The organism is Catelliglobosispora koreensis DSM 44566 (genome assembly GCF_000379685.1).
GTDB classification, from domain to species: Bacteria; Actinomycetota; Actinomycetes; order Mycobacteriales; family Micromonosporaceae; genus Catelliglobosispora; species Catelliglobosispora koreensis.
Genome location: NZ_KB903256.1, coordinates 43,006 through 68,564 on the forward strand (window position 1 = coordinate 43,006; position 25,559 = coordinate 68,564).

The 25,559-nt window shown below is 63.5% G+C and carries 27 protein-coding genes and 1 tRNA gene; 18 read left to right on the plus strand and 10 right to left on the minus strand.

The genetic code is table 11. From position 1 onward, the window contains the following. The first annotated feature begins 4 nt into the window (after positions 1 to 4). From A3E1_RS47155 to A3E1_RS0116960, 5 genes are all read left to right on the plus strand, one after another. The gene (locus A3E1_RS47155) at positions 5 to 154 is read left to right on the plus strand and encodes a hypothetical protein (protein ID WP_020521984.1); all 150 of its coding nucleotides are present in this window, start codon (positions 5 to 7) and stop codon (positions 152 to 154) included. Continuing rightward, a complete protein-coding gene (locus A3E1_RS44820) occupies positions 132 to 659 on the plus strand; it encodes a class I SAM-dependent methyltransferase (RefSeq protein WP_020521985.1) in 528 nt (175 codons plus the stop codon). Before A3E1_RS47155 ends, A3E1_RS44820 begins: the two co-directional genes overlap by 23 nt. Before the next feature lie 43 nt (positions 660 to 702). Beyond that, positions 703 to 1,569, plus strand: a complete 867-nt coding sequence (locus A3E1_RS0116950; RefSeq protein WP_020521986.1) for a hypothetical protein — start codon at positions 703 to 705, stop codon at positions 1,567 to 1,569. A gap of 20 nt (positions 1,570 to 1,589) precedes the next feature. Further along, positions 1,590 to 1,955 (plus strand): nuclear transport factor 2 family protein, encoded by a 366-nt coding sequence (locus A3E1_RS0116955; protein ID WP_085952242.1) that lies wholly within the window; start codon positions 1,590 to 1,592, stop codon positions 1,953 to 1,955. A gap of 56 nt (positions 1,956 to 2,011) precedes the next feature. Further along, a tRNA-Ile gene (locus tag A3E1_RS0116960) sits at positions 2,012 to 2,085 on the plus strand. An 81-nt stretch (positions 2,086 to 2,166) separates the two neighbouring features. On the opposite strand, the gene A3E1_RS0116965 is transcribed toward A3E1_RS0116960, so the two are convergent. Further along, positions 2,167 to 2,565, minus strand: coding sequence for a hypothetical protein (locus A3E1_RS0116965; RefSeq protein ID WP_157631570.1), 399 nt, complete (start codon positions 2,563 to 2,565; stop codon positions 2,167 to 2,169). A 395-nt stretch (positions 2,566 to 2,960) separates the two neighbouring features. Between A3E1_RS0116965 and A3E1_RS0116970 the strand changes: the two genes are divergently transcribed. Together A3E1_RS0116970 and A3E1_RS40695 are read left to right on the plus strand one after the other, a co-directional pair. Next, complete coding sequence (locus A3E1_RS0116970) at positions 2,961 to 3,596, plus strand: type IV toxin-antitoxin system AbiEi family antitoxin domain-containing protein (RefSeq protein ID WP_020521989.1); 636 nt, start codon at positions 2,961 to 2,963, stop codon at positions 3,594 to 3,596. Then, positions 3,593 to 4,426, plus strand: a complete 834-nt coding sequence (locus tag A3E1_RS40695; RefSeq protein ID WP_020521990.1) for a nucleotidyl transferase AbiEii/AbiGii toxin family protein — start codon at positions 3,593 to 3,595, stop codon at positions 4,424 to 4,426. The genes A3E1_RS0116970 and A3E1_RS40695 overlap by 4 nt, the downstream gene beginning before the upstream one ends. A 509-nt stretch (positions 4,427 to 4,935) precedes the next feature. Here the strand turns inward: A3E1_RS40695 and A3E1_RS0116980 are convergent. Further along, complete coding sequence (locus tag A3E1_RS0116980; protein ID WP_020521991.1) at positions 4,936 to 5,529, minus strand: TetR/AcrR family transcriptional regulator; 594 nt, start codon at positions 5,527 to 5,529, stop codon at positions 4,936 to 4,938. A 49-nt stretch (positions 5,530 to 5,578) separates the two neighbouring features. Between A3E1_RS0116980 and A3E1_RS0116985 the strand changes: the two genes are divergently transcribed. Genes A3E1_RS0116985 through A3E1_RS0116995 form a run of 3 tightly spaced genes read left to right on the plus strand, consistent with a single transcriptional unit; the run spans position 5,579 to position 8,606 of the window. Further along, entirely contained in the window at positions 5,579 to 6,526 is a 948-nt protein-coding gene (locus A3E1_RS0116985) for a GNAT family N-acetyltransferase (RefSeq protein ID WP_020521992.1), read from the plus strand. A 43-nt stretch (positions 6,527 to 6,569) separates the two neighbouring features. Further along, the gene (locus A3E1_RS0116990) at positions 6,570 to 7,745 is read left to right on the plus strand and encodes an epoxide hydrolase family protein (RefSeq protein WP_020521993.1); all 1,176 of its coding nucleotides are present in this window, start codon (positions 6,570 to 6,572) and stop codon (positions 7,743 to 7,745) included. Between the two features lie 18 nt (positions 7,746 to 7,763). Beyond that, positions 7,764 to 8,606 (plus strand): NmrA family NAD(P)-binding protein, encoded by an 843-nt coding sequence (locus A3E1_RS0116995; RefSeq protein ID WP_020521994.1) that lies wholly within the window; start codon positions 7,764 to 7,766, stop codon positions 8,604 to 8,606. 1,325 nt (positions 8,607 to 9,931) lie between these two features. Here the strand turns inward: A3E1_RS0116995 and A3E1_RS47160 are convergent. Next, positions 9,932 to 10,102, minus strand: coding sequence for a hypothetical protein (locus A3E1_RS47160; protein WP_020521997.1), 171 nt, complete (start codon positions 10,100 to 10,102; stop codon positions 9,932 to 9,934). 639 nt (positions 10,103 to 10,741) lie between these two features. Here A3E1_RS47160 and A3E1_RS0117020 point away from each other — a divergent pair. The 3 genes from A3E1_RS0117020 to A3E1_RS0117030 all read left to right on the plus strand — a co-directional run bounded on the left by A3E1_RS0117020 (position 10,742) and on the right by A3E1_RS0117030 (position 12,994). Next, entirely contained in the window at positions 10,742 to 11,260 is a 519-nt protein-coding gene (locus tag A3E1_RS0117020) for a monooxygenase family protein (protein WP_020521999.1), read from the plus strand. Between the two features lie 279 nt (positions 11,261 to 11,539). Then, entirely contained in the window at positions 11,540 to 12,133 is a 594-nt protein-coding gene (locus A3E1_RS0117025; protein WP_020522000.1) for a GNAT family N-acetyltransferase, read from the plus strand. A 312-nt stretch (positions 12,134 to 12,445) separates the two neighbouring features. Continuing rightward, positions 12,446 to 12,994 (plus strand): snapalysin family zinc-dependent metalloprotease, encoded by a 549-nt coding sequence (locus tag A3E1_RS0117030; RefSeq protein WP_020522001.1) that lies wholly within the window; start codon positions 12,446 to 12,448, stop codon positions 12,992 to 12,994. 114 nt (positions 12,995 to 13,108) lie between these two features. On the opposite strand, the gene A3E1_RS0117035 is transcribed toward A3E1_RS0117030, so the two are convergent. From A3E1_RS0117035 to A3E1_RS0117045, 3 genes are all read right to left on the minus strand, one after another. Next, positions 13,109 to 14,023 (minus strand): sulfotransferase domain-containing protein, encoded by a 915-nt coding sequence (locus A3E1_RS0117035; RefSeq protein WP_157631571.1) that lies wholly within the window; start codon positions 14,021 to 14,023, stop codon positions 13,109 to 13,111. A 194-nt stretch (positions 14,024 to 14,217) separates the two neighbouring features. Next, the gene (locus tag A3E1_RS0117040; RefSeq protein WP_020522003.1) at positions 14,218 to 14,979 is read right to left on the minus strand and encodes a hypothetical protein; all 762 of its coding nucleotides are present in this window, start codon (positions 14,977 to 14,979) and stop codon (positions 14,218 to 14,220) included. Between the two features lie 330 nt (positions 14,980 to 15,309). Next, positions 15,310 to 18,369 (minus strand): AfsR/SARP family transcriptional regulator, encoded by a 3,060-nt coding sequence (locus tag A3E1_RS0117045; protein WP_020522004.1) that lies wholly within the window; start codon positions 18,367 to 18,369, stop codon positions 15,310 to 15,312. 75 nt (positions 18,370 to 18,444) lie between these two features. Between A3E1_RS0117045 and A3E1_RS40700 the strand changes: the two genes are divergently transcribed. The 4 genes from A3E1_RS40700 to A3E1_RS0117065 all read left to right on the plus strand — a co-directional run bounded on the left by A3E1_RS40700 (position 18,445) and on the right by A3E1_RS0117065 (position 21,724). Further along, positions 18,445 to 19,311 carry a DUF1266 domain-containing protein gene (locus A3E1_RS40700; RefSeq protein ID WP_020522005.1) on the plus strand — a complete coding sequence of 289 codons (867 nt, stop codon included), beginning with the start codon at positions 18,445 to 18,447 and terminating at the stop codon, positions 19,309 to 19,311. Further along, positions 19,308 to 20,174, plus strand: coding sequence for a DUF1266 domain-containing protein (locus A3E1_RS0117055; protein ID WP_157631572.1), 867 nt, complete (start codon positions 19,308 to 19,310; stop codon positions 20,172 to 20,174). Before A3E1_RS40700 ends, A3E1_RS0117055 begins: the two co-directional genes overlap by 4 nt. A 26-nt stretch (positions 20,175 to 20,200) precedes the next feature. Further along, positions 20,201 to 21,076 (plus strand): helix-turn-helix domain-containing protein, encoded by an 876-nt coding sequence (locus A3E1_RS0117060; RefSeq protein WP_020522007.1) that lies wholly within the window; start codon positions 20,201 to 20,203, stop codon positions 21,074 to 21,076. 66 nt (positions 21,077 to 21,142) lie between these two features. Next, positions 21,143 to 21,724 (plus strand): dihydrofolate reductase family protein, encoded by a 582-nt coding sequence (locus tag A3E1_RS0117065; RefSeq protein ID WP_020522008.1) that lies wholly within the window; start codon positions 21,143 to 21,145, stop codon positions 21,722 to 21,724. A 4-nt stretch (positions 21,725 to 21,728) separates the two neighbouring features. On the opposite strand, the gene A3E1_RS0117070 is transcribed toward A3E1_RS0117065, so the two are convergent. The 4 genes from A3E1_RS0117070 to A3E1_RS0117085 all read right to left on the minus strand — a co-directional run bounded on the left by A3E1_RS0117070 (position 21,729) and on the right by A3E1_RS0117085 (position 24,513). After that, positions 21,729 to 22,220 carry an SRPBCC family protein gene (locus A3E1_RS0117070; protein WP_026208519.1) on the minus strand — a complete coding sequence of 164 codons (492 nt, stop codon included), beginning with the start codon at positions 22,218 to 22,220 and terminating at the stop codon, positions 21,729 to 21,731. A 55-nt stretch (positions 22,221 to 22,275) separates the two neighbouring features. Continuing rightward, on the minus strand, positions 22,276 to 22,629 hold the full coding sequence (locus tag A3E1_RS0117075; protein ID WP_020522010.1) for a hypothetical protein: 354 nt from the start codon (positions 22,627 to 22,629) through the stop codon (positions 22,276 to 22,278). Between the two features lie 145 nt (positions 22,630 to 22,774). Then, positions 22,775 to 23,356: a TIGR03086 family metal-binding protein gene (locus tag A3E1_RS0117080; protein WP_020522011.1), complete on the minus strand. Its 582-nt coding sequence runs from the start codon at positions 23,354 to 23,356 to the stop codon at positions 22,775 to 22,777. Beyond that, a complete protein-coding gene (locus A3E1_RS0117085) occupies positions 23,353 to 24,513 on the minus strand; it encodes an epoxide hydrolase family protein (RefSeq protein WP_026208520.1) in 1,161 nt (386 codons plus the stop codon). Before A3E1_RS0117085 ends, A3E1_RS0117080 begins: the two co-directional genes overlap by 4 nt. 135 nt (positions 24,514 to 24,648) lie before the next feature. On the opposite strand from A3E1_RS0117085, the gene A3E1_RS0117090 reads away from it, so the two are divergent. Beyond that, entirely contained in the window at positions 24,649 to 25,473 is an 825-nt protein-coding gene (locus A3E1_RS0117090) for a helix-turn-helix transcriptional regulator (protein WP_026208521.1), read from the plus strand. Positions 25,474 to 25,559: the final 86 nt, after the last annotated feature.

Sequence of the window (25,559 nt, forward strand, 5' to 3'; positions counted from 1 at the left end):
GTCTATGTCGATCAACCAGAACGCCTCGCTCGATGCAAGCCAGGTAGAGGACATGCGCAGCCAGAAGGAAAAAGTCGCTGGCCTCGCCGATCTGCCCGAACCCGAAGGACCACCCGAGAACGAAAACGAGGATGACGAAGAATCCACCTCTTAGCAGACCCCGCCGGTATCACTGGGCAGCCAGCCAGATCGCTGCCGCCCCGAGTGACCGTCTGCTCGAAATTGGCTGCGGAAGCGGCATCACCACGGAGATCATCTGTGAGCGGCTGACCACTGGCGCGATCACCGCCATAGACCGGTCGCCCGGCATGATCCGGATCGCCCGTGAGCGCAACTCCAGCTACATCGCCTCGGGGCTGGCCACGATCGAAGCCGCGGACTTCGCCTCCGCCCACTTCACACGGCAGGCTTTCGACAAGATCTTCGCGATCAACGTGAGCCTGTTCTGGCTCGGCGACCCGTCCGCCATGATGCGCCGGGCGGCGAAGTTCCTTGCCGCGCAGGGCAAACTGGTCATCATTTTCGAGCGTCCAGCGGCAGTGGCCGGTGGCATCGCCGACCGCATCCGCAGCCACCTCACCCGCGCCGGGTTGACCCTCACGGCGCAGGTACACGAGGACACCCTCGTTTGCCTTACCGCTTCAGTGTCAGATGTCTAGCGTTCACCGGACGAGCCTGGGACCAGATGACACCCTGTGAACCATGGACACCATCGATGAAGTGCAGGTAGGCCCGGGCCGCAGCGGCTCCCTGGAGCGCACCTTCGTCCCGCTGGCAGAACTCGACCGGTTCGTTGCCCTGGGTGAGCTGACCGCCGAAGAAGCGACGGACCGCCGCGCGGCCCTGCTCTCTGAGATCGAGGGCCAGCTAAACCTCGATCTGAAGGGCAGCCTGCGCTACTCACACTCGCTCGGGGAGCGGTCTTCGGCTTCCAAACTGCTCCAGGACTTGTACCTGCCAGCTGAGGTCCCCGGCTCGCCGGACCGCCGCTACTCGTTGTCTCAAGTCGGCAAACCAGGCGACGGTGTTGACCAGATCAGATTCGCCAACAAGGACACCGGCCTGCTCTCCGCCCGCAGCGAGTTCGTCCGCCAAAGCGGCCCGGCCAAGGGAATCGCGTTCCCAGCGATCGGCATCGAAGTGACATCGGCGCATACCTACTGCACCATCGAGTTCGGCCCGGCCGTGGACTTCTGGTGGGGCCACCGCACCGACGTGCCGACCGCGTTTGGCAATCCCAACTCCGCCTTCTGCCGCGGCGCACTGCGCCTCGTGGCTCAGAAACTCAATCCTTCCAACGGCAACTGGGACGACTTCCGTGACCACACCGTCGACCTCTTCCGCCGCTCGACCGTCACCGGCGAAGGCTACGGCTGGATGACCGGCCAGGGGCACTACACGAGCAAGGAGCTTCAAGTCTTCGCCAGCGCCGGTGAACGGTGGCGCTTCTGGCTTCAGGTCATCGTCGAAATGTCCAAACAGGACAACGATCCCCAGGCCTCAACGTCGGGCGAGGCTTACATAAACAGCCACGTCCCGTTTATGTGGGCTGTTGAGACGCCTGTTTGATCTTCGGTTACTGTGTTTCGATGTCCCGGAACATTGAGACCGTTGAAACCTATTTGGACGGCTTCCGCAAAGGCGACCACGCCCAGATCCTCGCGTGCCTCACCGACGACATCGTCTGGACCGTCTATGGCCACTTCAGGCTCACCGGCAAGGAAGCCTACGACGCGGCCATAGACGGCGTCGGCTTCACCGGCCCACCCCAGCTCGAAGTCGTCCGCATGGTCGAACAAGGCGACATCGTCATGGCCGAACTCACCGGCACCGCCACCCACGACACCGGCGAAGTCACGCGCATGTCCATGGCCGAAGTCTTCGTCATGCGCGACGGAAAGATCGCCGAACGCCGCGCCTGGGTCATCGCCCTGAAAGAGAACGACTTCCGCTGATATCCGGTAATTCAAGTGCCAGATCAACAACCCCATCGGGTACCATGTGGCTCGCTGGGGCGGTAGCTCAGCCGGTTAGAGCAGCGGACTCATAATCCGCCGGTCGTGGGTTCGAGCCCCACCCGCCCCACTTGCAACGCGCACGTTCACGTTGCACGGTGCCGAGTCCGATGAAGCTTCGTCGGCCGGTTGTCCCAGGACCGCCAAAAGTTTAGATAGTCGCGATCAAGTCGTTCCACGTGGCGGTGGTCATGAGTCCGACCATTCTCCGACCGCCATGCTCGTCCCAGATCCAGGAATCAGGATCAGCAAGCGTCTGTCTAATCTCCTGCGTCGTCATGACTGGCGACTCATCCCACGGCATCCACGGTTCCCTGATCTCGATCCAGCCTCGTCCGATCAAGTCCGACACGACGTCAGCGAATTCCGGGATCAGCATGCGAAGCTCTTGCCCTGACAGCGGATCAGGCGCCTGTGAGGTATCGCCGCCGTTCACCTGCCAGTAGCTGCGGGCGTGGAATTCGTATATCACCTGGTTCAGGCACGTCTCCTCAAGCGCAGAGATCATCACCGCAAACTGCTGAGGTGTCAGCTCCTCCCACACGCCCACCCAGGCATTGTGCCGCACGCTTACGCCTAACTGCTCGCTACGCACCGGTTCTCAAGCAGACAAACCTGGTCGGTCTAATCGATAGGGGATCACCCGCCACCGTAACGATCGCTTTCGCATTCTGGTGCGTCAGGCCCACTTCTTATCCATCCCGGTGCTATGCCCTTCTCGACCTGACATTGTGCAAATTCACGATCTTGCTGGAACCCAGCAAGATCGGAAAGCCATGACTCGGCGCGTCGAATCGCATCAATACTGCCCGCCTGGACGAAATCGGCGGTGTCGCCGCCGGGTAAAACTTCAGTGACTCCGCTCTATGTTTGATATTTCTACGGCTATCGTACCTTCCGGGGGTACGATAGCCGTGAAAATAACGTCGGCGAAGGGTGGGTGGGATGGTCGCCCGGCAGTCTGGTCTGCCCCGGGAGCTGGCACAAGCGCCGTTGCGAACGCTGCGCGTGCGAGACGTAACCGCCTACAACCATCCGCGCCCGCAATTGGCCAGACTGGCCGAAGCTGGACTGGTTCACCGGCTGGCTGATGGCTTCTATGTGGTTGTGCCCCAAGATCGGGTAGGTGGCAGATGGCTGCCTTCGCTCGAAGGTGCCGCCGCTGGGATCGGGGCGGCTGAGTTTGGCATCGGCAGATATGCGCTTATGGGCTTGACGGCAGCACGTGTTCATCGCGTGGTGCCGCGGGCAATCGGGTTGGCGACTGTCGCTGCCCCCCGAAGGAGAGAAATCCTGAAACTCAAAGATCGCGAAGCTACCATCCGTTTCTTTGTTCGCGACATCGATTTGCTACATGTGGAGCTGATGCAGACGGACATGGGCAGTTGCCTGGTAACGACACCAGAACAGACGGTGCTCGATCTGGCGCATCTGACTTTCGACGGGCTGGAGGGCGAGACCGAGACGGCGGTTCGCGCGTTGTTCCCGCGTTGTGATCTCGAGATGCTCCAAGAGATCGCTGATGGGCAGCGGTTAAAGCGTGCACTTAGCCGTGTTCTGAGGATGGAGGCAGAAGCATGAGTGTCGTGAAAGGAGAGTCGCCCTTCGGCCTTTCCCACGATGAATTGGCCCGCGAGGCAGCGCGGTTCGGAGTATCGGACGAACAGGTCCAACGAGATCACGCGATTTCCCACATCCTTGCCTCGATCTCTGAGCAGTGCAGAGATGACGTGATCTTCTTTGGAGGGACGGCCCTTAGCCGAACGCATCTGCTACACGCACGTCTGAGTGAGGACATAGATCTTCTCGCCCTCGCTCCGAGAGGTGAACTCGCTGACCGACTAGCAAAGGTCATCAGCCAAGGACTGCTGCGAACACACGGCAGAATCTCCTGGAATCCGGGCTTCGCTATTCGGGACGACGCTCAAGCAGCGATCATGGAAACGCCCAGCGGCATCGCTGTAAAGATCCAGCTGCTTGCCAATGAGGGATATTCAAGATGGCCTGTCGAGGAGAGGCCGGTTGAACAGCGCTACCGCGATGCACGACCCGCATCGCTAGTGGTGCCAACCATGTCCTCCTTCGTGGGATGGAAGACCGATGCCTGGCTAGGACGTCAGGCGCCTCGCGACTTGTACGACCTCTGGGCGCTGTCTGAGCTTGGCGCTATCAACGCCAGTGCCGTTGATGCATTTGTCCGCTACGGCCCAACGGGCCGCCCGCCTCGGGAGTTCATGTTCGCCAAGGCGCCAACCCACGAAGCGTGGATAGCCGCGCTCGGCAGCCAGACACGGATCGAAGTCGGCCCCTCCGAGGCTCTTGCGGCTGTGCGTGCCGCGTGGGCCAAGGCACTAAACGAGGATTGGGCGCAAGACTCGTTTGTGGATGGTCCTAGCGGGGCCAACACATAGTGGCTCGCCTGACACCGTCATGGTCCGTTTCGCATTCTGGTGCGTCAGGCCCACCAATGATGCACGTGCACGCTGCTCGCACCAGATCGGTGCGCCATCCATGTGATGCATTGGCAAAGCTTCGGCCTGCTCGTTGCTCCCGTGCCTTGTGTTCCTGCCACGCCCGCTCGACGTTGCCTGCGTTTCGCCAACCTGAACGGCGCATCGGAATGCTCTGATCCTCGATGTGGGCAGTGCATAGCGCACGTCGTCCCAGTGTGAGTGCGCTCCAGGCACGGTCGGCCACGATGTTTAGCAGGGTCATGGCATCTTCGTAGCGGTGCTCCGGGTAGACGCCGAAGTTTCTCAGATCCAGCACTACCCCTGTGGCGTCGGGCGGTGTGTCCCAGAAGACTCCAGCTACCGATCCGCTCAGGCATTGCCAGCACTCATCGCCAGCTTTGGACCGCCCGTCCCACCAATAACGGCGCGAGTCGCGCACCGCCTTCCAGTTTTGTTGACGCCCGCGATCACTGGATGGTCCTGGCCAGCTCGGCTAGGCGCTGATCCAGAAGGCGGATCTGCTGTCCGGCCGGGAATGCGGCTTGGTCGAGGAGTGTCTGCACGATAAGGCCGAGCACGAAGGAAAGCAGTGCGGTGGCGGTATCATCCGGATCGGACGGTGGCAGCTCATCAAGTTGTTGTGCCGCAACAACTTGCGTCCGTATGCGTTCGCGTGATCGTCGGTAGCGGACGGCATGGCCAGCGGCTAGCTCCGGATTGGCCAGGGCTGCGTCCCATGAGCCGACCCAGATCCGGTTGCTCGTGACGGCCTGTTCGGTTAGCGGCAGGATTTCCAACAGCATCGCCCGCAGCCCGGCCAGGCCGTCGGGAAATTCGGTTGGCCGGTCAGCCATGCGGTGTTCGTCGAGCAGCGTCAGCGCGTGCTCGATCAGATCTTTTTTGCTGGGGAAGTAGTGCGTCAGCAGACCGGTGGTCGCGCCCATCTCGGTGGCGACCGCCCGCAGAGTCAGGCCGCCGAAACCATGGCTAGCAAGGACTCGCCACACCGCGGCCGAGACGTCGCGGCGGCGTGCTTCGTGATCTCCCTTGTGGCGTGCCATAGCCATAGGATACATTCGCGTAACAGATGTTTTGTTAATTGGAGGGCCGATGTTTGCCACCCTGCTGCGCCCAGGCGTCGAACTGCGGATACTTGAACCGCATCACGCCGGAGAATTTCTCGCCAACATCGACCGGTCTCGCGAACACATCAGCCCTTGGGTCGGCCGAAGCTTTGTGGCCGGCGACTTAGACGAGGCCCGCAACATCCTGACCCGGTATGCCGACCCGCAACGTGCGCTCTATGGCATCTGGAGCGACGGCACACTGATCGGCGGCACCATGTTCGTCAGCCTGAACCCGATCACCCGTACTTGTGAACTGGGCTGCTGGGTCGAACCCGGGGCTCAGGGACAAGGCCTGATCACCCAGGTCGTGCGGATGATGCTCGGCTACGCGTTCAATGAGCGCGGCATGAACCGCGCTGAATGGCGGACATCGCCCAGCAACGTGCGCAGTATTGCTGTGGCCCAGCGGGTTGGCATGACCCTGGACGGCATACTGCGCCAGGCCTTCCCAGGGGCCGACGGCACTATGGTCGACACCGCAGTCTACTCGCTACTGGCTGAGGATTGGCGCCAAACGACGTTGTCCAATGCGGACAAAGCGGAGCTTGACCAGCTGGCACACAGGTTCTTCGCCGCCTTCACCAATACCGATGGTGCCACAGCCGGCCTGGAGGTCATCCGGGAGCTGTTCATTCCACAAGGGACGATCATCTGCAACGTTGGTGCGAAACCCGTCGTTTATGACTTGGACGCCTTCATAGCTCCGCGGCAGAAGATGCTCAGCGACGGCACTCTGACTGACTTCCGAGAATGGGAGACCAGCGAGAGCACCCAGATCGCCGGGACGATCGCCCAGCGGTTCAGCTACTACCGCAAAAGCGGCCTGCTGAACGGCGAAACCTACACCGGAGCTGGCCACAAGAGCACTCACTTTGTCCGGACCGGCGAGGGCTGGCGGATGAGTTCCATGGTGTGGGACGACCAGTTTTAGTCGCTTATTAGGAATAAACCTTGCCTGATTGGATCTTACGCTCATGAACATGGTTACCCCGTTCCGGATAGACATTCCTCAGTCCGATCTAGACGATCTCCAGCTGCGGCTCGCCCGAACCCGATGGGCTGAAGAGCTTCCGCCGAATGGTTCCGCACCACCTGGGCCGGTGCCACCCGGGTGGGAATACGGCGTGCCCGTCGGCCACGTCAGGCAGCTGGTCGAGCGGTGGCGCAACGGATATGACTGGCGGGCATGGGAGGCGCAGCTCAACAAATACCCGCAGTACACCACCGAGATCGATGGCCAGAACATCCATTTTCTGCACGTGCGGTCGCCGGAGCCGGATGCGACACCCCTGATCCTGACTCACGGCTGGCCGACCACGGTTGCGGAGTGGCTGGACGTCATCGGTCCGCTCACCGATCCACGGGCACACGATGGCGATCCAGCGGATGCGTTTCATCTCGTCATACCCTCGATACCGGGCTTTGGTTTCTCGGGGCCGACGAAAGAACGTGGCTGGGACCGGTATCGGGTGGCTAAGGCATGGGCCGAGCTGATGAGCAGGCTTGGGTACGACCGGTACGGCTCGGCGGGCAACGACGGCGGATCGCTGATCTCGCCGGAGGTGGGCCGCGTTGATCCTGAGCGTGTCTGCGGCGTGCACGTGACGCAGGTTTTCTCGTTCCCGACGGGCGACCCGGCCGAGTTGGCAGGCCTCTCTGAGGAGGAACGCGGCAAGCTTGCCTTCGCCGAGTGGTTCACCCAGAACCGGGGCGCCTACGACAAACTGCAGTCCACTGAACCGCAGAATCTCGCGCACGCGCTGGCCGACTCTCCGGCCGGTCTGCTGGGCTGGCATGCGCAGTTGCTCGGTGGCTCGCTCGATCCGGACTTCGTGCTCACGAACGTGATGATCTACTGGCTGACCAACACTGCCGCTTCAGCCGCCCGGTTCTATTACGAGGACGCGACTACGGCGCCTATACAGCAAAAGTCGAATGGCCGTGGCACCACCGTTCATGAGCCGACCACTGTTCCTTTGGGCCTGGCCAACTTCGCCTGGGACTTCCAGTCGATCCGGGTGTTCGCCGATCGTGACCACGCCAACATTGTTTCCTGGAACGTTTATGACCGAGGCAGTCACTTCGCAGCGCACGACGCCCCCGATCTGCTCGTCGACGACTTGCGCCAGTTCTTCCGCAAGGTTCGCTGATTCTCGAAAGGATTTCTCATGTATCTCGTCGTAGGTGCCACTGCCCATTTCGGACGTCAAACGGCCGAGGAGCTGGCCGCTGCGGGAGCGCCAGTGCGGGCGCTGACTCGCAGTCCGGATACCGCCGGCCTCCCTATTGAAGTAGACGTCGTCCGGGGTGATTTGACCAAGCCCGAGACGCTACCGGCGGCGCTATCCGAAGTGGAGGCAGCCTTCCTGGTTCTGCAGTACGGGATGGATGTCGCTCCGCTACTCGCGGCTGCGGTCCAAGCCGGAGTGAAGCGGCTGGTGTTTCTTTCTTCGGGAGCCATCGTCCCCGGCGCAGAGCGGCAGTCCGACGTGATCGCTCAGTATCACCGTGATGTGGAGCAGGCCATCGAGGAATCCGGAATCGAATGGACGTTCCTGCGGTTGCTTTTCCCTGCTATCAACTCGCTGACTTTCGCCATGCAGCTCCAGGGCGGTGACGTCATTCGAGCGCCATTCACCGAGGCCGCTTTCAGCGCGGTGCACGAGCGTGATGTCGCAGAGGTTGCCGCGCGGATCCTGACCGGTGGCGGGCACGCTGGGCGGGCCTACGACCTAACCGGTCCAGAATCACTGACCCAGGCTCAGCAGATCCGCATTCTCGGCGCGGCGATCGGGCGGCCACTAACCGTTGAGGACCTCGATCCAGAGCCGGTGCTGCAGCAGATGAGCCAGTTCATGGACCCAGCGTTCCTATCGGCATTGTTCGATCTTATGGCGAAGGCGGCCGGCAAAACGGCGCCGGTCAACGATGTCATCGAGCAGATCACCGGGCATCCGGCACGCACCTACGCCCAGTGGGCCGCGGATCACCGGGCCGATTTCGGCGGCTGATCGCAGGCAGGGGTTTGGTATGTAGATACGAGATTCGCCCTGGCTACGGGACCGGCGCCCAGTTAGCCAGGGCGCTTCGGGACGGCGCGTGGCTGAAGGCGATGTCTTCTGAAACGTACTACGCTGCCGGTCCGGACGCTGGCCCCTGACGTCCCGGCAAATTCCCTCAGCCTCAAACCGGTCCAGCCACGAATGCAAAGTCGGCCGAGCCACCCAACAGCCGCAGCGACCCGGGTCACCGTCATCTATTAGAGATCACCGCTAGAAAGCCCGCATGCGTAAGCTGGGCAGGGCGCCAAAGCTTGCGGTTGTCGAGTTGAATTACGGCGTGGGAATGGCGAAAGCGAGACGCATCGCGCGGGCAGCGCACCGAGGACGGCTGTTCGGTGATGGCCTTTTCCTCGACCATCTAGACCGGGTAGAGGCCCACGTTGGCACACTCACCCGCGACCCTGCAATTTGCCAGGCGGCGATGCTTTACACCGGGGTGCCGCCTTCCAGCCTCGCCCGCCAAGGCATCTCTCGGCGCGCAGTGTCCATTGTGGAGGCACTTCAGCCGGCGGAGTATCCAATGACGTTCGCCAAGCGCATCCTGAACGTCCCTGGTGCTGGCATCGTCTGGTACGCCGTCCTCACCGACCTGAAACGTACTGGGCACAGAGACTATTCGTGGAGGCGCGAAGCACACGAGTACCTCGCAGATCAGCTGAGCCTCCCGCTAGGCCAGAATCCCGAGCTCACCGCTCCGCACCCTCCCGAAGTACGGGCTTGTCGCGCAGTGACTCTGCCCGGGCTTGACGTTGTGCCTTGTCTGTGACCCATGGCGGTGGCTTGCATGGTGTCATGAAGAACTCAAGCTGGTTGTTTCGCTCCAGCGAGTGGGTTTCGGATGTACTTCCTAACTTATGACGCGCGGCAGCACCAGTGCGAGTAATAGCAGCCAGGCGCTCGTCATCCAGGGGCGCGATACCTTGTGGTGTCTCAACAGTAGGCCCGAACTGATATAGAAGAGCACGGGGAGCATCGGTGCCGTGTAGATGAGGCAGCCGTAGAAAGCTGGGCACCCGATCGTGTGATCAAGCCATGGATCCAGGACGTAGAGGATGAGGGGTCCACCTGCTATGAAGAAGATCATGTAGAGGCTGATGCCGGTAATGGCAGCGATTGCCAGGGTCCGCCATCTCTGCCTGTCGAGGAATCTCATTCGGCAACGATCACGCACGCTATCGGGGTGATGGCAGAGTGTGCATACTCAACTGGTTCTAAGTGTTCGTCGGTTCCCGGCGTGCCTCTTCGCACCTGAGCTGGAACGCGCAAGACATGGTTTACATATCAAAGACAGCACGCAGCTCAGCCTCAAGCATCTCAACTCTTTCCGGACTCAACACACCATGCCGTTCAACGAAATAGGAATTGCCGATCTCACCGACGCGCGAAACCATCGCGATGCCGGCTGCCCGGCCGTCCTGATCGAACACTGTCGGCTCGATGATCATTGAAGCCCGGACCTCTAACAGCGGTACGGCAAGAACGCCGTCGCGCTGCTCGGTCAGCGAGTGTCGTCATCGGAACCGAGTAGCCGCACCGTTCGCAGGATGGTCCACATTGCACAGCCGTGCGCACCGGCAGGCATGGGCGAAGTCGCTGAACGTTTCTCCAACGTGATCGCGCGCGCTAGCGGCAACGTGGTGAACCCAGCCGTGACTGCGCTGATGCAAGCCGCAGCTATCGCGACTGGAACATCGATCTGGCCTTGTGGGCTAACCCTGTCGGTACGGTCGCTGCATCGCTCACCGAGGAAGGCGCGCACCTCGTTCGGCGAACCTGGTCAGGCCGCAGCGAACAAGTTGGGATTGACTTGTACAGAGCGGCTTGCAGAAATCGGCGCCCTAACGCCCGATGAGCAGCCTGCCGTCTAACCCGTTCTGTCACACGGTGAGCCGGGAAAGGCACGCCGGTTCATTCGCGACATTGGTTTCGGTTGATGCTTGACACACTCCCTGTTATGAGGGAGCTGAGCAGGGGTATAAGGCTGTTTTGGTGGTGATCCCCCGACGGCCGGAGATGTTCCTGCGCTGGTCATCCGCGACACCGGCCTTACCATCGGAGGATCCTGACCTGAAGGAGATCCGGCGATGCTGAGCCGCGTCAATCGAGAGACCGTCGACCTGTCGTCCTATCCCGACCTGGTGGTGGTCTATCTGGGTATGCGCGTCAACCGGCTCTACGGCCTGCGTACTCTGCTGGCCCGCGGCCCGCGAATCGGCCGGTCCGACGACAAGCCGGAGGGGTTGCTCGCGCACGAGACGCTCCTCTGGTCGTTGTTCCCCATGCACCTCGGCATCCGCCAGTACTGGCGGGACCTGCCTGCGCTGCTGACCTGGGCCCGCTCCGAGCCGCACCGCGTGTGGTGGCGCGACTTCCTTCGCGACAGCGGCGGCACCGGCTTCTGGCACGAGACCTACCTGCTGCGCGGCGGCATGGAGGCGGTCTACGACGACATCCCGCAGCGCCGCGGCTTCGCATCCTTCGCCCCGGTGCACCCAGCCCGCGGCGCGATGTTCGGCACGGCCGCGCGGGTCGGCCGTCCGGAGGACGACCTCCCCCCGGTTGTCACCGAGGACGACCTCTACACCCCAGGGACCGGGCACTAGGTTCTGCCTCGTAGATCAAGGCCGTCGGGTACAGCGTCACAACCGGTTCGGTTAAGTGACATGGAACTGCCGGTAGACCAGATCGGTGGCCGGGTTCGCCATCTCGGGGCTGGTCCTCGATCCGGACGCCACCTTAGTGCTACGCCACTCCGTGAAGGAGCACGCGGCCAGGACATGGGAGAAGAACTTCGGATACCACCCCGTTGCTTTGCTTCGTCGAAGCTATCGGCGAAGCGCGTCCTCGTTTACGGGCGACGGCCCGGCCATTAGTCTCGCGGTGTGCCCGAGTTCAGCTGGCGACCGGCCAACGACGCGACGACTGAGGATGTCGAAGCCGTGTTCGACGCCGGCGGCGCCCGCAAGTGCCGCTGCCAGGCGCTCAAGGTCCCGGGCTGGATCTGGCGCGACACGACCCAGGAGCAGCGCGACGCCGCGCTCCTGGAGCAGGCCGGCTGCGGCACGAGCGGCCCCACTTCCGGCCTCGTCGGGTACGTCGACGGCGAGCCAGCCGGCTGGGTCGCCGTCGAGCCGCGTGAGAACTACCCGAGGATTTGGGCCCGGCAGAAAGCGTGGATGCGGATGGATCCCGACCTCGAGGGCGTCTGGTCGGTGACCTGCTTCGTCGTGCGTAAGGGTTTCCGTCGACAGGGACTGATGTACGAACTCGCCGCTGCGACGGTCGAGTACGGCAGGCAGGTCGGCGCTCGCCTCCTCGAGGGCTATCCCACTGAGCCGCCGCCGGGGAAAACCGTGATCTGGGACGAGGCCTCGGTCGGACTCCTCCAGGTTTTCCTCAACGCCGGCTACGAGGTCGAGGCGTCGCCTACCCTGCGCCGCAGGGTGGTGCGACACCGACTCGGCGCGTCGTCCTGACAGTCGGTTCCGTCCAACCCAGACAGAGCAATTGACTAGGTCGAATTGGCGTTTCCATACGGGCATATGGGATATGGCCTTCGGTCCACTTAAATACTTCAAAGCTCAAACGCCCTGGATCTCTCCAGGGCGTTTTCGCATTCCGCCTACTGGTCTTGTCTCACGCCAGATCAGGTCCCGTGCCGGTGGACCCGCGGCGTCGGCAGCCGTTCAGTCGGACTCTGAGTCGAGGACCAGTAGGCATGCGGGGCTCTTGAGAGCGGAGCGCGCAGAAGTTAACCTCGACACATCAATACATGGATGGAGGTCAATATGTTACGTCGTCATCTTCTCCGCGCCGTTGCCGGTGCAGCCATCGCCCTGTCGGCGATCGTCTTCGCCCCGCCCGCCTCAGCCGTGGAAATCCAGGCCACGACGTTGTACTACGACGACAGCCGCGCCGCGGAGTTCAAGGCCGACGTCGCGCGTGGCATGGATGTCTGGAACGCAAGTGTCACCAACGTGCGCATCGTCAAGGCACCGGCCGGCGTTCGCGCCAACATTGTCGTGATCGCCGACGACGGCTGGCCGCGCGCCCAGCTTGGACCGGTCCGCCCGGGACGTCAGGTCGTCTGGTACTTCGGCCGCCAGGCCGTGCAGCAGGGCTACAACCGGGTGCGCATCGCCGCACACGAAACTGGGCACAGCCTGGGACTGCCTGACATTAAGCCGGGGCCATGTTCTTCCCTGATGTCGGGGTCAACCGGAGGCGTCAGCTGCACCAACGCATACCCGAACGCGACTGAGCGGTCACGTGTCCAGAACAACTACGCGACACTGACCGCTGGCGTTTCCACCGGCACGACGTTCATAACTGACTGATCGATCGGTCATCCGCGAGAGGAGTCCAATCTGGACCTCTCTCGCGGGGTCTTTGCAACCAGGTCACCAATGCCTGAAGATAACGCCGGGCCAGCGAGCGGTCCGCAAGGTGACCTATCGAGCTGCGGACTGGTGTAGCCATCCGGTGTACAGCCACTCGATGAGGTCATCGGAAGCCAGTTCGGCCAGCCGGTTTCGGAAGCGAGCCTGGTCGTCCGGGCTGAGGATGGTTTTCCACTGACCGCTGGTGCCGGTGTGGAAGAAGGCACGGTTATCGCGCCATAGTCCACTGTCGACGCCGGGGGCGAGTTCATCGGCCCGTTCGCGTGCCTTGTCGAAGGTGGCCGCGGCGGCAAGCTCCTCGATCCGGCCGGCGGGCAGGTCGATGTCTAGCGCCTCGGCCAGGCGCTTGAGCTGGCCGGGCAGGTCGGTCAGCAGGTCGTGATAGTGGCAGAGCACGACCTGTGGCTCGTTTCGCCTGTCCCAGAATGTTTGCAGGTGCTGGATCATGTTGGCCAGGCTCCCGACTCCAGTCGGGCCATTCACGAACTCGCGCTCGGCCCACAGCCAGAAGCGGTCCCGCAGGTCTTCGGGCGGCGGCGGCATTGCGCTGCGATCGATGCTCTTCTTGACCGTTAGCGTTGCCCTGGTTTCGTCGCTGATGTTGGCGAGGGCGTGGTCGAAGGAGATTCCGACATCGCGCGGGTCGCGCCCGGCGCAAAGATAGGTTACGCCGTCGACGAACGGGAGACCGTCTAGCGGGGTGTGGGTCTTGATGAAACGCCGATGCTGTTGTGCCTCTAGGGCCGCGAGCGTCTCGGCGAAGTCATAGGTGATGTTGTCAAGCCAGGGCGAGATCTCGGTCAGCCGGCGGGGGAACCGGGTGGAGTTGAAGACCAGCAAGGCACATAGCAACTGCATCCAGCTTGTGCCGCATTTGGCCGGCGGGCTTATCACCACGTCTCCGGCGCGGAACGGGAACCCGGTCCACAATGCACTGTCTGACATCATCATCTGGTACCGCTGCACGCCGCCCAGTGTATCGACAGACGACGTTGTTCGGCGTGGACCCGAGCCCAGTCTGACTTTGTGCCTCAGCTCCTGGGCACCCAATGGCGTGAGCTAGTGGCGATCACCCTTGGCGCGTAACAGCCGTCAGGCCAACACATGCAAGAAGCCGCACCTGATGGTGCGGCTTCGAAACAGGACATCCCATACGTGTGCTAGTTGTGGAACCGGCCTGCGCGGGTGTAACCCCAGCCGGCGTCCACGCGGACGTAACGCCAGCGCAGGACTGAGCCTTTCTCCTTGGCCTGCCAGTGATTCGGGGTGACCACGGAATCCCAGTGCTTGTAGTAAACGCCGTCGATGACGCTGTACCAATAGATGCGGTGACGAACGTTTGCGGGGCCACAGTTGACGATCAGGCTGTCCGCGAACTCCCTCATGCCCCCGAAGTCCGATGCCTCGAAGTTCTTCGCGGCGTGGAACTGGCTATCCGGGTCGGGCGATCCCGCCGGGTCGTACCACTGAACCCAGTCGTAGTGCTGGTAGTAGCAGCTGACAGCGGCCACCGATACGTTCGGTGCGGTGAGGCCGGTAGCGTAGACCGGGCTGGTAGTGATCCGCCGGTAAGCCAAATCGGCTGGAACGGGTTTCCCTGACGGGTGAGAGTCGACGATCAGCTTGGGCACCGCGACTGTCCGCGGCGTGATGGTGAGATAAGCCTCCAGGTAGCTTCGCTCCTCCTTTTCATTGAGCACAGGCTGGTTCCTGCCGACCTCGCCGTCCTGAGAGAGCCCGTAGTCACGCGACTTCTCGTCGATGGTGAAACTCACCGATACCCCGTTGGTGTAGCCAAGTTTGGCTAGAACAATCTCCCGGTCGACCGGTTCCGCTACCGCCGCTATCGCCGGTGCGGAGACTGACAATGTGGACAGTGCCAGGACACTGACCAACGGCAGAAGGGCTGCCTTGATTCGCATGCTGACTCCTTCGCGTTCGGGCCGGCCGTGTGCCGCCCACAAGGTAGGAGCAGGGAAGCAGGCGAGGGACAACAACTTTTCGCCAGAGTTTTCTCAGGGACCGGCCGCTCGACTGTGGGACGCCTGAACTCAACCAGGCCTCGTCGGGCAATCGAGCTGACCTGCACTAGCGCCTTCGAGCAAGGACACCGCCCGGCGCCGCGACTACACGACACTCGGGCCGTTCCTGTTCGACCGCGAACAATATGACTCGGCGCTCGTGCCCCTCTGCGCCGAAATCACGACCACCAAGGAATAGGCGGCCTTCATCCTAGAGCGGACTCGCGAGCGTCATCGCAGGTGTGTGGGGACTCCGAGATCGGCGTAGATTTCTTTAGCCTGACGGCGCTGGTGCTCGGCGGCTTTCCCGTCTGACAGTGCTTGTGCCAGGCCGTCGTGGGCGCGGGCTTGCTCTTGGCGGTCGCCGAGTTCGATGGCGAGGGCGAGCGCTGCCCGGTGCTGGATAGCTGCCTCGTCGGACCGGCGCATCGCGTTGAGTGTTTCGCCGAACCCGTTGAGCGCCTGGATTTCCAGGCCGCGGTCGCCGATTTCGCGCGCGATCGCCAGTGCGTGATTCAGATCTTCGATGCTTTCTTGGTACCTGCCGAGCAGCCCGCGAATCACGCCGCGGTCGCTGAGCGTGGCTGCCTCCTCGGCCCGTTCACCGCTGCGCCGTTGGATAACGAGCGCCTGGTCGCAGTGGTCGAGCGCTTCATCGTGCCGTCCAAGGCTGGCGAGCACATTGCCGAGGTTGTTGAGAGTGTGCGCTTCCCAGCTCGGGTCGCCTGATTCGCGGTGGATGGCCAGCGCCTGGCTCAGGTGGTCGTGTGCCTCGTCGTAGCGCCCGAGCCGCCAGTAGGCGTTGCCCGCGTTGCCCAGCGCGTGTGCCTCACTGGACCGGTCGCCGGCGGCCTGATAGATGGCCAAAGCTTGCTCGCACAACACGAGCACCTCTCGGTAGCGGCCACGCCGCTCCTCAATGACCCCAATGTTGTTGAGCACGGTGGCTTCCGCCAAGCGGTCGCCCGCGTCGCGGTGGATCTGCGCCGCCTGCGCGTAATTGTCGACGGCCTCGTTGTAGCGCCCAAGGCTGTAACACGTGGCGCCGAGGGTCTCCAGGTCGCCCGCCTCGCCTTGACGGTCACTGGCTTCGCGGTGTTTTGGCAGCGCCTGCTGCAGGTGATCGTAGGCTTCGTCGTAACGCCCGAGCCGCCAGTAGGCATTGGCGAGGTTGTGCAGCGCGGTTCCCTGCCCGGCAAGGTTGCCGGCACGGTGTGCCGCGTCGAGCGCAAGCTGGTGCAGGGCAAGGGAATCCAGGTGGTGCGCCCCGGTCTCCAGGTAGGGGCGCAGGGTGGCCGCGAGGTCGGTTGCCTGCGTGGGCCATCCGTGTTCGGCGGCCTGACGCGTTGCGGCCAAAAGGTTTTGGCGCTCAGTGTCCAGCCAGGCCCGTGCCGCGGCCGCCGTATCGAGCGGTGGTATCTCACCGTCAGGCGCGGCTGGACGTGGCCGGCGGTGCCGCGTTCCCGGAAAGATCACGTCCACGGCGACGGTCGCGGTGTACACATAATGGCCGAGCATTCGGCCGATGGCGTCGCGCCGGGCAGCGGGCGGGTCCGTTTCTAGCGCGGCCGTGTGGGCGTACTGGAAAAGCAAGTCATGGAACCGGTATCGGCCAGGAGTGGGCAGTTGCAGCAGGTGTGCGTCGAGCAAATCCTCCAGCAGGCGTTCGGTTCGGCCGACCGGTAACCCGGCGGCAGCCGCGGCGAGATAAGCGTCGAAGTCCTGCCCGATGGCGAGCCCGAGCAGCCGGAACAACCGTTGCTGCGCCTCGGTCAGCTGCGGGTAGGAAAGCGCGAGCGAGGCTGCCACGCTGCGGTCGCCGACAGCGAGCTCGGTCAGCACACTCTGGCGATCGCGCAGCCGTTGCGCTAGATGCTGGACTGTCCACGCCGGACGCGCGCGCAGCCGGGCGGCAGCGATGCGAATCGCCAGTGGCAGCCGGTCGCAAAGCCCGACGACTTCAGCGACGTCTCCGGGATCGGCCACATCCCGTTGCGTGCCAAGGATCCGGCCGAACAGTGTCGCCGCGTCGGCCGGCTCAAGCGCTTCCAGTGAAAAGACATCGGTACTGTCCAAATCGGCCAGTCGGCGCCGACTGGTCACTAGCGTCAGGCAACCCGCTGTGCCAGGCAGCAAGGGGCGCACCTGCGCGGCGCTGCCCGCGTTGTCGAGCACCAGCAGAACCCGGCGGCCGGCCAGCTCCGCGCGCCACCGGGCCGCCCGCCCGTCCATGTCGGCCGGAATTTCTTCGCCTGGTACGCCGAACGCCCGCAGCAGTAGGTCAAGAGCTGCCTGTGGCTCGACCGGGTCACGCGCCTCGCTGTGCGCGTGCAGGTCAAGGAAGACCTGACTGTCGGGGTACTGGCCGGTCAGGTGATGTGCGACGTGCACGGCGAGCGTGGACTTGCCGACCCCGGCCATGCCGTCGATCGCCAGCACTACTGGTGCTCTACTTTGGACAGTGGGCAGCGCGGCGAGCATGCGCTGCAGCTCGGCTTCACGCCCCGTGAAGTCGGCGATGTCAGCGGGCAGATCGTTGCGTGGTGTCCACTTGCGACTGTCGGTTGCCGCGGGCGCATCGAGTACCAGCGAAGGATCTGCATTTAAAATTCGCTGATGCATGCTGGTCAGAGCGGCTCCTGGCTCAACGCCCAGTTCCTCCACGAGAAGCGCGCGTGCCGATGCGTAGGTCTGCAGCGCCTCGGCCTGACGGTCCGCGCGGTAAAGCGCGAGCATCAGCAAGGCCCACAGCCGTTCCCGCAGCGGATACTCCTTCGCCAGCTGACTGAGTTCGGCGATCGCCTCGCCGTGGCGGCCAGAGTCGAGGTCCACCTTGACCCGTAGCTCAAGCGCGGCCAAGTGCTGCTCGGTGAACCGCTGCCGGGCCAGGTCGATGGCCTCACCGGAAAGCCCGCCGAGCGGCTCTCCACGCCACAGCGCGAGCGCGGCCTCGATCTCACCCGAGGCCAAGTGATGGTCAAACAACGTGGTGTCGAGCTGAGCCGGGTCGAGCCGCAGCAAATATCCAGCATCGGTAGATGTCAGCGCCCGGCCCAGATCAAGCAGTGCGCGCAGCCGGCTGATGTAGGTCTGGACGACATGCGTGGCGCTCGGCGGCGGCCGCAGGTCCCACACCGTCCTGACGATCCGGTCAACAGCGACCGGACGATTCGGCTCTAGGAGAAGCATCGCCAGCACCGTCTGCTGCTTAACGCCGCCCAGTCCAATCTCGACATCGCCACGCCAGCAACGCAACGGCCCTAACAACTCGTAGCGAAGCGCGTCAGGCACCAAGCGACCCTGCCAAGAGCAGGCCGTATAGCGAGATTCGAGGAAAGTTCGCGCGGCCACCCGTAGCTTATCCGCGTGGAAATCCCTATCTTCGTATACTTTCTCGTACCAATCGCCCTCCTCCTGTTCGTGGTGTCGATCGTGGTCAAGGTGCGGGAGGCGGCCCGCAGCGTGCGCGGCGCAAGGCGCTCGATGCGCAACACCATCGCCGTCTCCCGCAGCGAACCGGCTACCGGTGAACTCGCCACAGCGCTAGCCGTGGGGGCGCATATGTCGCTCAACCATGGGGTCTCCTGGAACGCGCTCAAAGACGACACCAACAGCCCACAGAAGATCTATGAAAACCTCAAGAACCAATGGGATATCAGCAACCGGGGCGACCTGCGAGACGCCATCGAGAACCTGCTCGACGACAAGACCGGGGACCCGGCCGCCGACTTTGTGCTCGACGTGCGGGTGGGTCTCGTGAGCCAGTTGCACACGCTGCCCGACCCGCAGATGTGGCGCGAGGCGGTCGCGGAAAGTGCCCGTGCGCAGGGTGTCCCCGAGACCGTGCTGGACGAGATGACGGCCACCATCGATCGCGTGGAGCGCTACGAGCAGCGCTTCCGGGCCGACGGTCTCCTGCCGGAGGGCGGGTTTGTCAGGAGTCTGCTGGCATATGACTGGGGACGGGCGGTCAACATGGCCCGCTGGGGACGCAAGCTGCGCTTTATCGGCGAGGAGCAGGCGCGCGACTATGTGCTGCGCGCCGGGAAGCAGTCCTTCGGCCGGTACACCTCGTGGGCTGACCTTTCCGCGGGCTACAGCCTGGGCCGCGTCCTTCGGTTCGACAACGACGAATTTGATGTGTGGTACGCGACGGTGCTTGAACCGCACCAGGTATTGCTGACCGATCCGGCCAGTCCATGGCTCACGCTCGCTTGGCCGGCCCAGCGGTGAACACACGCCACGTGGTGCTGCTGGCCATCGCAGGGTTGATCCTGCTGTCAGCAGCACTGCGGGCGATGTACCAGCGCTGGCGAGACTTGCCGTCTCCTCCGGCGGAGGTCGCCCGGTACACGGGCGGCGCACCGCTCCCGGCCACCGATTACACGTCCGCGCTCGCGGTCGGGGCATTGGCCACGTTGCGGGCAGGCGACGTGCTCGACACTGTCGGTTGCCGGCGCTCCCGCAGGGTGATCAAGCGCGAGCTGCGGGCGGCCGCCGCGCCCTACCGGCAGTCGGTGCTGGGCGAGGAGGCGATGTCGACGGCGATCGGGCGCTGCGTCAACGATCTGCTCGGGCCAGGCGCCGAAACCGTGGGCGGGAACCTGGCGGTGATAGAGGAAGTGATCCGGCACCGAACGCGCGGTGGCCCGGCGCTGTGGCACCACTCGATCGACGAATGGGCCAGCCGCGCCACGCTGCCGCCCACGGCCGTGGCCAACCTGCACCGCACGGCCGAAAAGGTCGAACGGGCGGAGGAGGAACTGCGCCGCACCGGAATCCTGCGCGACGGCGAAGTCGTGCCAACACTTCTCGCCTACTACTGGGGACACGGAGTTCACCTGACCCGGGGCGCGATCAAGGTCGGCTGGCTCGACCAAGCACGGGGACTCAACTACCTGCGCCGGGCAGGCGGGCTGGCGAACCGGCGGTACCCGTCATCACACACGCTGGTTGCCGCCCAGCTCCTGCCCGCCTGCCTAAGCGGTGACGTGGAAACCATCCGGTGGGCGAAAACTGTTGTCCCACAACTGCTGGCGGACGCTCGAAGCCCGCTGGTCGCCTACGCGGCTGTGGTGAGAAACAGCCACACGTAGCCCGGTAGCCGCGGTTCGGCCATCCGATGCGCGATGTCGGTGGCATCAGCGATGCTGTGCGTATGGAGTACGTGTCCAGAGCGCCGCGGCCGCCGCTGGACGGGCTGATCGACGACCTTTACTACCTAGAGGGTTCGCCACCATATGCCCGGCTGACGCTCCCGCCGATGCCGGCGGCGTTGCTCATCGTCAACCTCGGGGCGCCGTTTCGCATCCGCGCCAGCACTGACATCGAGACGGCTGAGTACGCCGACGGCTGTGTGGTCACCACGCCCAGCCGCGCGTTTGAGTTCGGCTACCCACTCCAGACGCGGTCCGTCGGCGTGCACGCCAAGCCGTGGGGGCTGGCGCCGTTCCTGCCGATGCCCGCGGCCGAGTTGTGCGACCGGCCGGTGACAGTGGAGCAGGTGTGGGGCCGGGCCTCCGTGGCTGAGCTGCGAGACCGGTTGTCCACAGCAGACGGACCGCACGAAATGCTGACGCTGCTTGAGGAGGAACTCATGCGACGGCTGTGCGAGACCGCTGGCCTCGGGCTGGTCCGCCACACGAGCGGTGTCATCGAGGCGGCCAGCGGGGCGGTGGCGATCGGGGACCTGAGCGTGGCAGCCGGTGTCAGCAGCACTCACATGGCAAAGCGGTTCAAGGAACTCATCGGTGTCACGCCGAAACGGCTGGCCCGTGCCCACCGCTTCACCGCCACCGTGTTCGCGATCAACCCCGCCGAACCGGTCGATTGGGCCGGCCTCGCCAGCGGCGCGGGCTACTTCGACCAGGCCCACTTCGGCCACGAGTTCCGGGAGTTCACCGGGCTCACGCCCACCCGGTACCTCGAAGTCCGGCAGCGGTTCATGCGCGAACATCCCGGGCACGCGTTTGAGGGCTGGCCGTTGCCGGCCGATTGATTTCTTACAAGAGCGACAGCCCACAGCACGCTAATTTGAGGGCAACTCAGAGCAAAGGAGAGTCCCGTGGGCAAGGTGGTCATGTACAGCACGGTGTCGGTGGACGGCTTCATCGCCGACGAAAATGACCAGCCTGGACCGCTATTCGAATGGCTGTCCAGCGGTGACGTCCCGTTGGACGATAGCGGCTATGTGAAGGTGTCGCAGACGTCCTACGACTACACCCGGCCGTACTGGGACCAGATCGGGGTGACCATCGCCGGCCGCCACGTCTTCGACATCACGGACGGCTGGGACGGGAAACCTCCGGGCGGGATCGACCACGTGGTCGTCGTGACACACCGGCCGGCACCCGAGGGCTGGGACCCAAAGGCACCGTTTCATTTCGTTGACGGCATTGAGGCAGCGATGGCCAAGGCGCAGGAGCTTGCGGGCGAGCGCATCGTCGAGGTCGCCGCTGGCGATGTCGGCGGCCAGATGCTTGCCGCGGGCCTGGTCGATGTGGTGCGCATGGACGTCGTGCCTGTCGTGTTCGGGTCGGGCAAGCGTTACTTCGGCTCGGTCGGCGCGCAGCACCTGCTGGAGGATCCCGACGTGGTAATTCAGAGCAACCGGGTGCTGCACCTGCGCTATCAGGTGCGCCGCTGACCGGTTAGGCGTCCGCTTCGCGGACGTCCTTTCCCTGCTCGGCGAACGCTTTGAAGTCCATCATGTGCTGTAGCGATTGCTTGCGGAAGGCGCCGGGCATCAGGAGGCCAACCAGCCGCATGAGCATGCTGCTGAACCGGAATTCGTTCTCGCTCACCCAGAGGGTCGTCTCCGGACCAGCTTCGGTCAGCCGTTCGCGCGCGGCGTTCCACATGCCGTCGCTGACGATCTCGCGTTCGAAGACGACGACGCTTTCTTTGGGGATCGCGTTCAGGTCGGCGGGTTCCCGGCGCGTAATGGTCTCGGTGGCCTCGATCTTCTGCTGCCCCATCTGCAGCACGACCCGAGACTTGGTGCCGACCTGCCCGTGCACCCCGCTCAGCGGCTCGTGCAGCACTAGGCCCCGCAACCATTTCGGCATGCGCGCCGGGTCGGCGAGCAGCTGGGCGACCCTCTCCCGCGGCAGGGCGATCTCGATCGAGACGGTGTACTTCATGGCGGACGCTCCAGGTTCCCGAGTGAACGGGCCGAACATTAGCAGCCCTGTCCAATCACGAACCCAAGGCGAGCTGTCCGTTGCCTAGTCTCCTGACCTTGACCGCGAGCTGGCTGTTGTCTGGAAAGCGCAGTGTTAGCAACGGTTCAAGCTCCAGCAGGAAACTCAGTGTGCCCTCATCGATGTCGGATTCCGTGACCGCTAACGTCGCCCAGCCTTCGACTCGGCGGCCGACGGTGAGCCGAACTTCCATACTTGCCAGGCAGTTCAGCGAATCCGTCCACCACTCCAGGCGGGCGCCTGTCTCCAGTTCGCTGTCACCTTGGCGTGCGCTCGGCATGAGCACGACAATAGCCGCGTTGGAAAGCCAGCAGCTTGGCGCGCCAGCCAGGCTGACGAGAGCTAACACCTTGATCCTTCGCCGGACAAGCCCGGACGGGCAAACGATCGATGGCTACGGCGCCACGCGATGGGGCAAACAGCACGATTCCGCACCCCTTTGCGAAGCACCTCGATTCCGTTAAGGAAAGGAGGCGCTTCGCGTTAGGCCGGAATCAGGGCTTCCAGCGTGGATCGCGACCGAGATAGCGCAGCAGCGCATCGGCTGAGTCGTCGCCTGGCATTTCGGGCAGCGCGGCGGCATAGGCGAAGCCGCGCAACGGTTCCGCTGTAGCACGGGCAGCGGGCAGGAGCTGCTCGGCCAGTGCCGCGGTCAGCGGTGTCGGTTGCTGAGTCGCGGCAGCGATGTCCCAGGCGTGAACGGCGGCGTCGAGCGCGCACGCGGCCGCCGCCAGCTCTGCGGCCAAAACGGGGACCGGAGGCAGTGGGGTGTTAAGCGATGACTCAGCAGAATCGACGCCCGCCCAAGCCGCGGTTGCCGCCTGAATGGCATTAGCCAGCGTATTTTCGATGCCTTCGTCGAGCTCATGCGGTGGATCGAACGGGTTATACGAAGGCAGCGAGCCCTGCCCCACGGTGGACGCCCAGGCGTGCTGGTCACCGGCGGCGTGGAAGATAACCTGCGCGACTGTCCATTCCGTACACGGTGTGGGGTTGTTGAGCTGCCCGGCTTCGATGGCCGTGGTAGCCGTGCGGTTCAGCGCGTCCAGTGCGGTGGTAACTACTGAGAACCTCATGAGTTCTTCCTTTCGGTTGCGAAGAATTGGCGAATGTCGTCGAGCAAAAGGTCGGGAGCATCGGTTCCCGCGAAGTGGCCGCCCCGGTCGAATTCGGACCAGTGCACGAGATTGTGGTGGTCTCGCTCGGCGAATTTCCGGATGGACTGGAAGTCGCCGGCGAATACCGCGACGCCCATTGGCACTGTCGTGGGTGGCCGGTCCTCTTGGCCGCGGTGTGTGTCTTCGTAGTAGATACGGGCAGAGGATCCGGCGGTACCAGTCACCCAGTAGATCATCACGTTAGTGAGGATCCAGTCGAAACTCAGCGACGCCTGCACCTCGGGAGCTTGCTCGCCGAAGCCGCGCAACAGGTCAAGATTCCAGGCGAGCTGGCCAACCGGCGAGTCGGTCAAGCCATAGGCGAGTGCATTGGGCCTGGTGGACTGGATTTTGTTGAACGCGGAGTGCTCGTTCGCGAAGCGCTCCATCTCCCCTAGCCGCCGGTAGTCCTCCGCCTCTAGGCCCGCGAACTCAGCTGGGTCACCCGAGGGGAACGAGAACACCTGCGTCACGTGCACACCAATGACTTGCTCAGGCGCCACACGGCCCACCTCGGGTGCGATGATGGCGCCCGCGTCGTTGCCGGCCACGCCGTAACGCTCGTAGCCAAGGCGCTTCATCAACTCAGCGAAGGCACCCGCGATTCGCCCGCTGTGCCAGCCGGTGTCAGGAGTCGGGCCGGAGAAAGCGAATCCGGGGATCGATGGGATCACCAGGTCAAAGGCCAGCGCCGGGTCACCGCCGTAACGGCGAGGGTCGGTGAGAGGACCAATGACATCGAGGTACTCGGCGAAGCTGCCGGGCCAGCCGTGGATAAGCAGCAGTGGCTGGGCTTCGGGCTCGGGCGAGCGAACGTGGAGGAAGTGCACGGTAGTTCCGTCGATTGTGGACGTGAACTGCGGGTACTCGTTGAGCCTCGCCTCGTGGGCGCGCCAGTTGTACTTGAGCAACCAGTGGTCTACGAGTTCGCGCACGAGTTGTTGCGTCGGGCCATACGTCCAGCCGCCCGGTTGCTCTGTGGGCCAGCGAACGCGTTCCAGCCGCGCCTGAAGGTCGTCAAGGTCGGTTTGTGGGATCTCGATCCGGAAAGGGAGGATCTGCGCGTTGTTTGTCATGTCACTGAGTTTGCGCAACGTCAAGCAGCGCAACCATTGGCGAAATCAACATCGGACCGCCCAACCTGGTCACCACAAATCAGGTCACGACAATCCTAGTAACGGCAATCCTAGGAATCGCCTATCCTGCTTAGCGTGGACCGATACGAAGAGATGGGCAGGTTCCTGAGGTCGCGACGCGCCCGCCTCAGTCCTGAAGAGCTGGGGGTGCGGCCATTCGGGCAGCGCCGCCGGGTGCCTGGTCTGCGGCGGGAAGAGCTTGGCCCCCTCGCGGGAATCGGCGTGGATTACTACACGCGGCTGGAGCAAGGCCGGGTGCAGAACGTCTCCGTTGACGTTCTGGAAGCGATTGCCGACGTCCTGCGCCTAAACCCCGCGGAACGCGAATACGTCCGTAACCTCAATCGGCCGAGCAAGTTGGCTCCGCCCGTCGCACCAGACTCCGTGCGGCCCGCGTTGCAGCATTTGCTTGACTCCACACCGGAGACCCCGGCCTACATCATCGGGCCGCTGACGAATGTGCTGGCCTGGAATCGCATCGCGTGCACGCTGTTCCTCGATTTCGGCGCACTGTCCAAAGCGGACCGTAACTGGGCCTACCTCCTGTTCTTGCACGACGGCATTCAGGCGATGTTCGATGACCTGCTGAAGGCCCAGCGCGAGAACGTGGCCTTTCTCCGGCTGCAAACGAGCCGCTACCCCAACGCAGACGAACTAAGCAGCCTTGTCGATCGCATGCTCGCTGACAGCCCGTTTTTCCGGGAGCTTTGGGAGCAATACGAGGTGATTGACAAGTCGCACAACGACTATCTCTTGCACCACCCGGTCGTCGGCGACGTCATCCTCAACTTCCAGGCCGGCAGATTGCCCAACGAGCCCGGTCAGGCACTTATAACCTTTACGCCCGAGCCTGATACTCCGTCAGCCAAAGCCTTGCACGTGCTCGCCCAGGCCAACTAGCGCGACCGCTCAACTTCGACGATGAAGGCGCGTGAGGTATTGGGTTGCCCTGTTTCGATTTTCTCGGTCAGCAACTGAACAAAACG